This window comes from Rodentibacter rarus (assembly GCF_001998965.1).
Taxonomy (GTDB): domain Bacteria; phylum Pseudomonadota; class Gammaproteobacteria; order Enterobacterales; family Pasteurellaceae; genus Rodentibacter; species Rodentibacter rarus.
Genome location: NZ_MLHJ01000043.1, coordinates 1 through 9,821, shown reverse-complemented (window position 1 = coordinate 9,821; position 9,821 = coordinate 1). Strand labels below are relative to the sequence as shown.

General features: G+C 35.9%; 10 protein-coding genes. 3 read left to right on the top strand and 7 right to left on the bottom strand.

The genetic code is table 11. The features are described 5' to 3' along the window. Nucleotides 1-323: 323 nt before the first annotated feature. Nucleotides 324-1,253 (bottom strand): universal stress protein UspE, encoded by a 930-nt coding sequence (gene uspE / locus BKK50_RS05460; RefSeq protein WP_077416095.1) that lies wholly within the window; start codon nucleotides 1,251-1,253, stop codon nucleotides 324-326. Nucleotides 1,254-1,491: 238 nt separating this feature from the next. Then, entirely contained in the window at nucleotides 1,492-3,768 is a 2,277-nt protein-coding gene (metE, locus tag BKK50_RS05455) for a 5-methyltetrahydropteroyltriglutamate--homocysteine S-methyltransferase (protein WP_077416094.1), read from the bottom strand. 399 nt (nucleotides 3,769-4,167) lie between these two features. Between metE and BKK50_RS12445 the strand changes: the two genes are divergently transcribed. Both BKK50_RS12445 and BKK50_RS05450 read left to right on the top strand, forming a co-directional pair. Then, on the top strand, nucleotides 4,168-4,326 hold the full coding sequence (locus BKK50_RS12445; protein ID WP_158074655.1) for a hypothetical protein: 159 nt from the start codon (nucleotides 4,168-4,170) through the stop codon (nucleotides 4,324-4,326). Next, nucleotides 4,307-4,528, top strand: coding sequence for a hypothetical protein (locus BKK50_RS05450; protein WP_077416092.1), 222 nt, complete (start codon nucleotides 4,307-4,309; stop codon nucleotides 4,526-4,528). Before BKK50_RS12445 ends, BKK50_RS05450 begins: the two co-directional genes overlap by 20 nt. A 292-nt stretch (nucleotides 4,529-4,820) precedes the next feature. Here BKK50_RS05450 and BKK50_RS05445 read toward each other — a convergent pair whose 3' ends face one another. Beyond that, nucleotides 4,821-5,081 (bottom strand): SemiSWEET family transporter, encoded by a 261-nt coding sequence (locus BKK50_RS05445; RefSeq protein ID WP_077416090.1) that lies wholly within the window; start codon nucleotides 5,079-5,081, stop codon nucleotides 4,821-4,823. A gap of 103 nt (nucleotides 5,082-5,184) precedes the next feature. On the opposite strand from BKK50_RS05445, the gene BKK50_RS12440 reads away from it, so the two are divergent. Continuing rightward, nucleotides 5,185-5,355, top strand: coding sequence for a hypothetical protein (locus BKK50_RS12440; RefSeq protein WP_158074654.1), 171 nt, complete (start codon nucleotides 5,185-5,187; stop codon nucleotides 5,353-5,355). A gap of 119 nt (nucleotides 5,356-5,474) precedes the next feature. On the opposite strand, the gene ftnA (BKK50_RS05440) is transcribed toward BKK50_RS12440, so the two are convergent. The 4 genes from ftnA (BKK50_RS05440) to BKK50_RS05425 all read right to left on the bottom strand — a co-directional run bounded on the left by ftnA (BKK50_RS05440) (nucleotide 5,475) and on the right by BKK50_RS05425 (nucleotide 9,696). Continuing rightward, complete coding sequence (ftnA, locus tag BKK50_RS05440; protein ID WP_077416087.1) at nucleotides 5,475-5,975, bottom strand: non-heme ferritin; 501 nt, start codon at nucleotides 5,973-5,975, stop codon at nucleotides 5,475-5,477. Nucleotides 5,976-5,990: 15 nt separating this feature from the next. After that, nucleotides 5,991-6,479, bottom strand: a complete 489-nt coding sequence (ftnA, locus tag BKK50_RS05435) for a non-heme ferritin (protein WP_077416085.1) — start codon at nucleotides 6,477-6,479, stop codon at nucleotides 5,991-5,993. A 907-nt stretch (nucleotides 6,480-7,386) separates the two neighbouring features. Continuing rightward, the gene (gene sbcB / locus BKK50_RS05430) at nucleotides 7,387-8,808 is read right to left on the bottom strand and encodes an exodeoxyribonuclease I (protein ID WP_077416081.1); all 1,422 of its coding nucleotides are present in this window, start codon (nucleotides 8,806-8,808) and stop codon (nucleotides 7,387-7,389) included. Between the two features lie 12 nt (nucleotides 8,809-8,820). Next, complete coding sequence (locus BKK50_RS05425) at nucleotides 8,821-9,696, bottom strand: DMT family transporter (RefSeq protein ID WP_077416078.1); 876 nt, start codon at nucleotides 9,694-9,696, stop codon at nucleotides 8,821-8,823. Nucleotides 9,697-9,821 lie beyond the last annotated feature (125 nt).

Sequence of the window (9,821 nt, the reverse complement as noted above, 5' to 3'; positions counted from 1 at the left end):
TTTGCTACATAATACCGCTAATTTTGACCGCACTTTAAAAGTGCGAGCCATAACGATAACGGCGATAAATTTTGGAAGATAAAAAAAACGCTATTCAGAAGAATAGCGGAGGAGATCTTAAAATAAGAAATTAAAAAAACTGCCTTATGCAGTGCACTAGCAACTTATCAGACTATCACGCTATGAGTTAGTTCACATTTTTTATAAAAATATTGTAAAAAAATTTAGGGACGTTTGAGTTGTAGTGAGAGGGAAGGAAGATTTTGTATAAAGAGAGCGATCAGTAAAATATCAATATTTAATGACCGCTCTTTCTGTAAAAGTTAATCGTCTTTTTTAGCGGGCTTGATCGCAAGTAAATTACAGCTGAGTTTGCTAATAACGTGTTCAGCGGTGTTGCCAAGCAATGCGGCGGATAATCCTGTTCTTCCGACTGTACCAAGAATGACTAATTCAGCCTCAATATCTTTTGCGACCTCGGGAATCACATCCTCAGGAAAACCTTCTCGTACGTGGGTATGATCTTCATCAATACCAAATTTTTGACGTAAGGTTTTCATATTAATTAAATGTTGTCCACGAATACTATTTTCATAGCCAGACGTGTTAAATTCCGGTAAATCAATTGCCATATTGATTGGCGTTACAGGGTAGGCAGCAACAAGATGTACATTGCCACGATTTAAATTTTCTGCAAGGGACATCCCCGTTGCGACAAGCTCCTGATTAAATTCATCTTGATAATCTTGTTCACCGGAAACATTCACCGCAATGAGAATACGGCGTTGATGTTTCCAATTTCCATCACGAACCATCAGAACCGGAATAGGGCATTTACGCAATAATTGCCAATCAACCGGGGTGAAAATAAGCGAAGTTAAACTTTCTTCATCTTTGGTGTATTTTACAACCAAATCATATTGATTTTTCTCAACTTCTTCACGAATGCCTTCCGCTTCATTACTGTTCCAAACAATGTGAGATTCAAATTCAATTTGTGGATCGGCATATTTATCAAGATAAAATTGAACCGCTTGACGGTGTTGCTCAATGGCGGTTTTGTGCATGTCTTCTCTTTCTTCAGAGGAGAGCAATGCTGACATTTCATAAGACAAGTCATAAACCGCTAATAATGTTGTAATTTTCACTTTTTCAACATTTTCTTGTTCTTTAACAAGACGAACAGCGCGGGCAAGGGCATATTGTTTTTCGTTATCAGGATTAAGAACAACGAGAATATTTTTAAATTTCATAACAACCTCCGTGATGGTGTTGCATAGCATAAGAAAGAATTTGCTGTATGACAAGAAAAGATCACTGAAAAACTGATCTGATACAACTTTTCTTAAAATAAGTAAAGCAGCCCCAAAAGTCGAATTAAACGCAAATCGACTAAGATGTATTAAAACCAAAAGGACTAAGTGCTGTACATAACAGAACCCAGTCCTTAAATTAAATGAGTCTAACTTTTTAATGTCAGATCGTTTTTATCTATTGTGCTAACTCGGTACGTAATTTTTTCGTGACATTAACCATTACATTTAATTGCTCAATAGTTTCTGTCCAACCTCGGGTTTTTAGGCCACAGTCCGGGTTAACCCATAAGCGTTCTTTTGGCACCACTTGTAAGGCTTTACGTAATAAATGTTCAACTTCAGCTTCCGTTGGAACCCGTGGGCTATGAATATCATACACACCCGGACCGATATCGTTCGGATATTTGAAATCGGCAAAGGCAGTGAGGAGTTCCATATCAGAACGTGAGGTTTCAATCGTGATCACATCCGCATCCAATGCAGCGATAGCCGGTAAAATGTCATTAAATTCGGAATAACACATATGGGTGTGAATTTGTGTATCATCCTGACATCCCATTGAGCTTAAACGGAATGCTTCACCCGCCCATTGTAAATAAGCGTCCCAATCAGCCCGTTTAAGCGGTAAACCTTCTCTGATTGCCGGCTCATCAATTTGAATCACTTTAATACCGGCTTTTTCTAAATCCAATACTTCATCAGAAAGTGCCACAGCAATCTGTTTGCAAACGGTTGAGCGAGGAATATCATTGCGAACAAAAGACCATTGCAAAATCGTCACAGGCCCGGTCAGCATCCCTTTCATCACTTTTTTCGTTAAACTTTGAGCATATTGCGACCAACGAACCGTCATTGGTTCAGGACGAACAACATCACCATAAATCACCGGTGGTTTCACACAACGAGAGCCATAACTTTGCACCCAACCGAACTTAGTGAAAGCAAAACCTTCTAGTAATTCACCAAAGTATTCCACCATATCGTTACGCTCTGCTTCACCATGAACCAGCACATCTAAATCTAATTTTTCTTGTTCACGAACCACCAATTCAATTTCTTTTTTCATAGCTGCTTCATAATCTGCAACACTTAAATCGCCTTTTTTGAATGCGGCTCGGGCTAAACGAATTTCTTTCGTTTGTGGAAAAGAGCCGATACTTGTAGTAGGTAATAATGGAAGATTTAGCCAGCTATTTTGTAATTTAATTCTTTCCTCAAAGGGGGATTTTCGTTGATCTGCACCTTTTGGTAAGTTTTCCAAACGAGTAGCCACCTCAGGACGATGAATTTCTTTTGAATTGGCACGCTCATCTGCGGCTGCTTGGCTGGCATCGATTTCCGCTTGAACCGCTTGGCGACCTTGCTCAAGTGCGGTTTTAATTACTCGCAATTCTTGAATTTTTTGTAAACAGAAAGAAAGCCAATGATAAAGTTCAGGTTTGTTGGCTTGTAATTGAGTTTCAACGGATAAATCATAAGGTGAGTGGAGCAGGGAACAGCTTGGGGCAATCCATAAACGATCAGCGAATTTCGCTTTTAGTGGTTCGACAATATCTAACACTTGGCTTAAATTAGCCCGCCAAATGTTACGACCATCAATGATACCCACAGACAAAATTTTGTCGTAGTCAATAAAGGCTGAAAGCTGTTCCGGGGCACGCACCACATCAATGTGTAAACCGGCAACAGGTAAAGATTTTAATAAATCAGCGTGTTCTGCTACCGAACCAAAATAAGTGGCTAATAATAATTTTGCGTTCACCTGCGTGGTTAATGTGGCATAAACCTCTTTATATGCCGCAAGCCATTGTTCCGGTAAATCAACAGCTAATGCCGGTTCGTCAATTTGAATATAATCTACTCCTTCTTTTGCTAAGGCGTTTAAAATTTCGACATAGATTGGGAGCAATTTATTTAATAAATCAAAACGGTTAAATGCTGAACCTTTTTCTTTTCCTAACCATAAGAAAGTTAAAGGACCAACGATTGTAGGCTTCGCATTAAAGCCAAGGGCTTTCGCTTCACGAATTTGTTGCACATAATGTGCAGGATTGGCTTTAAATTGTGTATCAACCTGAAATTCAGGCACGAGGTAATGATAGTTCGTATCAAACCATTTGGTCATTTCGATAGCAAATTGTGTTTTATTCCCGCGTGCAAGCTGGAAATATTGATCAAGCGTAAGATGTTGGCTGTCAAAACCAAAGCGGGCAGGAATCGCACCGGTTGCGACTTGTAGATCTAAGATGTGATCGTAGAAAGTAAAATCTGCCACAGCAACATAATCCGCATTGGCTGCCGCTTGGTGTTTCCAGTTGATTTCACGCAATGCTTTGGCAATGTCCAATAAATCTTGCTCAGCAATTTCGCCACGCCAATAACGTTCTTGTGCAAATTTAAGTTCACGTTTTGCACCAACACGTGGAAAACCGGATAAATGAAATGTTGTCATAATAAGTTCCTCATCTATGATGTTGTAGGTAATTTAGACGGCTAAACGTCTGTGTAAAGATAGAATGAAGTATTTTTTAATATTATGCAAACTCATTATTTTCAATAAATTTATGAATTATTTTAATAATTCTGCATAATAAAAACGAAATATGTAAAACTGAAACAACGATTAAGAAGCCGAATATAAAAAACTATTATTGAGGTATATTTATTACACAACTAAATATGATGAACACGAATGAAATCCAAGCTTAAGAGTGTAAAACGCAGCATGACACGGTGTTTATTTAAGTGGGGAAATTACACTATATAATTGGGAATGTCCGATGCAAATAAAGGGATTACGATGAATAGCTCCGTTTGGATTTCAACCGCCTATATTTAGCCACCACAGCAAATGAAGACCTTTGTCGCTTTACTGGCATTTGCAGAAAGTCGCTCCGATTTTGAAAAGAAAATAGACTTATTTTGGCAAAAACACCACATTATCGCCCATCTCCATCTTGTACCAATTCCTCTCATATTTTTTCAACGTCATGGGCGATTATCCCTTTAGTTTAACTGGGCGTTGTTATTCTTTACAAATCGGCGTACTGAATAAAGCGGAGCAATTACTGTTTTTAATATACGGCTATTATCCCACCCAAAGCCTTGAACACAACCGCTATATTTTGCTAGCCATTCGTGATTTTGTGCGTAAAGAAAATCCGGCAAGCCTAAAATATATATGGGGAGTTGATATAAATTCTCGTGGTTAAATCCTTTGATTTTTCTGTTTAACGTAGCAGTATTTTTCCGAATGCCATTCAATCAAAAGCCGGCATACAAACAAATTGATGCAGAGTTAAAAGCGTGGAAAAAATGCACCGAAAACAGTAAAAACACTGGTTTGAAGCCGTACAACGCCAACAGCAGAGTGTTAATCAACAACTGGCAGAATTAGAAATAGATAATAAAATTTAGTGAAAATTGACCGCTCTTTGAGTTTGATTTTTCTTAAAAGTGAGAGATGTTTTATGTAAATTAGTTGTATTAATACAACTAATTTTTTTAGAAAGCTGTAAAAAAAGTGATTAAGCCTAATATGACTCCAGGGGAATTGGCTAGGGCAACAGGTAAATCTCGTTTTTGTTTGAATAATCCGTAAGCAACCCACAGACTACAATTCACCACTGTTGCTAAGGGTTGTAAAATCCCTCCTTTTTGTCCTGAAAGATTTAGATTTATCTGTTCTAAATAAGAAACGTACATACAAACTGCCGTAAAAGTTGCAACCCAACCTAAAATACTAATAAAACGTTGATTTGTCATTATCTCCCCTTATTTTTACAATTTGTTAAAAATTAAAGTTAATTATAATTAATTTTTTCACAAAATTCAATTATTGATAATTTAGCCAGGTTTTTTAGGAAAAATGCCTATAGAAAATAATTACAAAAATGAAAAAAGAGCAAAAAGCAAAAGTCGTGTAAATTTTAATCGCATTTTTACATTTAGTGATGATATTCCGGTTTTGGAGAAAACATATACAATGAGAAGAATTAATATTGAAGAACTAATTACCAGCAAATATTTTGATCGGTAAATGGCACTTTGTGAACAATGTTAATAGTAGACTTGCGATAGATTTAATTGTGAAGCAGAGCAAAAAAGTGCGGTCATAAAATGCAATGATTAAATGACCGCTGTAATAAATCAGAATATTTACATTGTTGAATCAGTGAGCTTGCCTAGCTCCTTATCTATTAGGAATAGTCCTTTACCATCATCACCAAGTAAATTTAGTTTATCTAAAATTCCGCTAAATAATTTTTCTTCTTCGTGCTGTTCTGCAACATACCATTGTAGAAAGTTAAATGCAGAATAGTCTTTTTCTTCAAAAGTACGTCCAACTAACTCATTGATTTTACTTGTAATCAATTTCTCATGTTCATAAGTAATTTCGATCACTTCTTTCAATGATTTATATTCATATGATGGCGCATCAATGGCAGAAATTATAGCTAACGCACCGGTTTCATTTAAATAAGTGAATAACTTACGCATATGTTGCATTTCTTCTGCTGCATGTGCTGACAAAAATTTTGCAGTTCCTTCAAAGCCTTGTTGGTCACACCATGCACTCATTTGAAGATATAAATTAGAAGAATAAAATTCTAAATTCATTTGGTCGTTTAATAATTTTATTACGTTTGCTGATAACATTTTATTTCTCCTGTATTATTCTAATGTTGCTAACTCACGATCGATGAAATATAAGCCCTTACCATCTTCACCTACAAGGTTGAATTTATCAATAATACAATTGAATAATTTTTCTTCTTCATGTTGTTCGGCTACATACCATTGTAAAAAATTGAATGTAGAGTAGTCCTTATTGGCAAAAGTAACTTCTACTAATTCATTAATTTTTGAAGTTACAAATTTTTCATGTTCAAGTGTTGTTTCAAAAATTTCTTTCAGAGAACTATAGTTGTTTTTAGGCGCTTCTATTTTACCTAAAAGTGGCATACCGCTTGTTTCACTCACATACTGAAACAATTTTTGCATATGTTCCATTTCTTCATCTGCATGACGGAGCAAAAATGCGGCAGCTCCTTCATAACCATGTTTTGAGCACCAAGCACTCATTTGCAAGTAAACATTAGAAGAGTAGAACTCTAGATTAATTTGCTCGTTTAATTTATCTGTAATTGCTTGATTAAGCATAACTAACTCCTTTTTATTTTGGTGAGTAAAAAACTGCTTGAATTAGGCTTGTTATTCTAGAGAGTTAAATGAGAATTTTCAAGGTTATATTTTAAATATACTCTGATAAGTTATTAATTTAAAATAAAAAAATAATAATATCAATTCTCATTAATTCGGCTAGCTTAATTTCTGTAACAACGTCACATAATCTGCATAGAAATATTCTTTCTTTTCTTTCTCTTAATTTGCATAGCATCGCAATAAAACTTTCAATTCATCCCTAATAAATTCTTGGAAACAAATCAATCTAAAATCGAGATAGGCTTACTTCTAAAAATTAAGTTATTTTTATCTGTTAAAGATTAGTGGAGTAAATGAGTTACTCAATAATAAAAACATCAATCGGAAAGTGACTTGTTGTCGCACCGTATTTAACATAATGTGCATTATGCGAAATCAGTGATGAGGTGAGTGAAAACTACGGATTAATAAAATCACAGAGTTATGCACAGGTCACAAATACTAGTTAAACAGGACAAATAAAGCGATTTTTAAGCGTTGTAACAGGTTTTCAAGGTGTTTTATTGAATGGTTGAAACGGATTGTCAGTGTTTTGTAAAGGTTTTTTGAGTGCTTTTCTTATGTTTTGGTGGGATGCGTAAAGCACTTATTTTTTATTAGAAATGGCAAATAATTTAGGAAAAATCGATATCTTATAAAAAGTGGTTAATCTTTAAATGCGATAAATGATGTGAAAAGTTAGTGATTTATCTCTCACCTTTTAAAAGGTATTTGTATGACTTCTAAAATAAGTTTAACGATGAACAAGGAATCAATCTGAAGTCATTTGAGAATTGATATGTTTGGCATTAAAAAAGCATATTCGGTGAACGAATATGCTTTTGTCTTGTGATGTTGTCACAATCTAACTGAGTAATTTAACCCCATATTCATAAATTTGTTGTAATAACGCTAATTTTTTCGGATTATCTTCATTCTCATTAACAAGATGCTGTAAACTTCTCTCAAAATCAACCGCACTTTGTTCTAATTTACGTTGGCGGTATTTCTGCCATTTGAGTTGTTCTGAACGTGTTAAGGTTTTGTAAAAATGTCTTGCTCGATAATGGAATAACAACTCTGCTATACGTTTATCTTCAAAAGCTAAACCGTGCTCAGCCAATTTCTCAGCCGGTAATTGTCGTAAAATTGCCATATTATTTTTATCTGCGTAACTAAAAAAGCCATTATAAAGCTCGGTTTCCACATTATCGCTTGGCTCAAACTCACGCTCTGGGCTAAATATATCCGTTACTTTTTCTCTAATATCAAAAGAAGCACGCAATTTAGCCAGGTTTTCCAAACATAATTGACGATCTATCCCTAAACGTTCTGCGTTTTCTGGCAATAAGGTTTTTGCCGGAGCCAGAATGGGACACTTGTTGATATGCACCAGTTTTAATGGAACGGCAGGCTCTTCCCTTTTTTCCAATTCAGATTTTTTAGTATATAAATCATCACGCAATTCATCTGCATTTTTTGCCAATAAATTATCAATATCGCCGGCTAAATCACAAACGATCACCGCATTTTGATTAGTGGGATGCCAAGCTAATGGTGCTATCCACGTACAATTTCCACGATAATTACCTAACATACCGGAAACATGGACAAGAGGCGTCATTTCAGCGGTATCAATGAGCTTCTCAGCTTCTTTTTTACCACGATTGTCAAAGAAATATTGGAATAATTTAGGCTGTTTTTCTTTGATTAATTTTGCCATTGCAATAGTGGCATAAACATCGGACATCGCATCATGCGCATTTTCATGTTCAATACCATTCGCTTTGGTGAGATTTTCCAATTTGAAATTGGGTATGCCCTCTTCGTCAAAACACCATTGAATGCCTTCTGGACGAAGTGCATAACAGGCGCGCACTAAATCCAATAAATCCCAGCGGGAATTGCCATTTTTCCAACTATATTCATAGGGGTCGATAAAATTTCGATAAAAAGTATAACGGGTCATTTCATCATCATAACGAATATTGTTATAGCCCATTACACAGGTACTCGGCTGTGAAAATTCTGCAAGAATTTTTTCTGCAAATTCCGGTTCCGGTATGCCTTTTTCATTACATTCTTGGGGGGTAATACCGGTGACCATCACGGCTTCAGGAGAAGGCAAATAATCGTTGGTTTGCTTACAATAAAGCATTACCGGCTCACCGATAATATTAAAATCAGCATCGGTACGAATACCGGCAAACTGCGCAGGGCGATCTTTTGCCGGGCTAATACCAAAGCTTTCATAATCATAAATAAAGAAACTAAAATTATTTGCCATACTACTCTCTTTTTATAGGATGAATTTATCTAGATAGTATAAGCAAAAAATTGCGCTTAAACTAAATAGAATACCTAATCCATTGATTTTGCTAATTTTCTCTTTAAAAATAAGGGCACCGGTAATGGTACCAAGACAAATTACCCCGATGTTCATTCCAGCAAAAACTAATGTCGGGTTACTGCCGAAACTTTGATGTGCTTTAATATAAAAGAGAATATTAAAGAAATTTAATATGCCTAAAAGCACGCCTCCTAGAAAACTCGGCACGGTCCATTGCGTACGTTTCAGCACTAAATAGATAAACATTACGCAAGCAGCAAGCGAGAAAGAAATAAATAGCGTAGCCGGAAATGCGCCCCCACTTTTGGCAACTTGCTTAAATAAAATATCAATAATGCCATAGCCAAACCATACCCCGATTAAGCCTAAAATTCCCTTAAAATTGACCGCACTTTGCCCTTGGTTAGGTTTCGTCAGCAAACAAAATAGCCCAATAAAGGCGAAAAAAATCCCAACGATTTTTGATTGGCTCAGTGTTTCGTGGAAAATTAAAAATGCGGCTAAGATAGGAAGAAATAAAGAAAGGCGTTGTGCCGCATCAGAACGAACGATTCCCGCAAATTCTACGGCTTTTGACATAATAATAAACACGCTAGGTAACAATAATCCTAACGCCAAAAAGATGGGAGAATGCTCACTTTGTGCAATGAAATCGGTAAAGGCGAGACCTTTAAAATCCGGTTTTAATAGAAAATAACTGAGGGTAATCGCAACGATATAGTTGAAGGCAATAGCCTGTTCGATGATGATGTTTTTTTTACGTGCCACTTTAAGTAGTACAGAGACGGCAACACTGCAAAAAATCGCAAGAATGAGATTGTGCATAATAATCCTTAATAGCATATTTGGTTAGACTTACAATAAAGTGCGATCAAAACTAGATAAATTTTCCGGTATTATGTAGCAAATGCACAAAACAGAAATTTTAACCAAACGTAGGGACACACTGC